At 69.2% G+C, this 509-nt stretch carries 1 protein-coding gene; it reads right to left on the bottom strand.

Annotation, left to right across the window (positions count from 1 at the left end):
- Positions 1 to 509 (bottom strand): GTP-binding protein (locus tag OP86_RS32585; RefSeq protein WP_030261269.1); only part of this gene is annotated, 509 nt, incomplete at both ends.

Here is a 509-nt window from a genome sequence, read left to right as displayed (position 1 = left end):
AGCCGGGCGAGGAGGGCGTGTTCGACGAGGGTGATGAGGGCGCTCTTGGCGCTGTCGCGGCGGCGGGCGTCGAGGGTGATGACGGGGGTGTCGGCGCCGAGTTGGAGGGCTTCGCGGACTTCGTCGGGGGTGTGGGGCTGGTGTCCGTCGAAGCCGTTGAGGGCGACGACGAAGGGGAGTCCGCTGTTCTCGAAGTAGTCGAGGGCGGGGAAGCAGTCGGCGAGGCGGCGGGTGTCGACGAGGACGACGGCGCCGATGGCGCCGCGGACGAGGTCGTCCCACATGAACCAGAAGCGGTCCTGTCCGGGGGTGCCGAAGAGGTAGAGGATGAGGTCTTCGTCGAGGGTGATGCGGCCGAAGTCCATGGCGACGGTGGTGGTCGTCTTGCCGGAGACGTGGCTGATGTCGTCGATGCCGGCGGAGGCCGAGGTCATGACGGCTTCGGTGCGCAGGGGGTTGATCTCGGAGACGGCGCCGACGAGCGTGGTCTTGCCGACACCGAAGCCGCC

This window comes from Streptomyces novaecaesareae, assembly GCF_000716875.1.
GTDB classification, from domain to species: Bacteria; Actinomycetota; Actinomycetes; order Streptomycetales; family Streptomycetaceae; genus Kitasatospora; species Kitasatospora novaecaesareae.
This window is presented reverse-complemented; position numbering and strand designations above follow the sequence as displayed.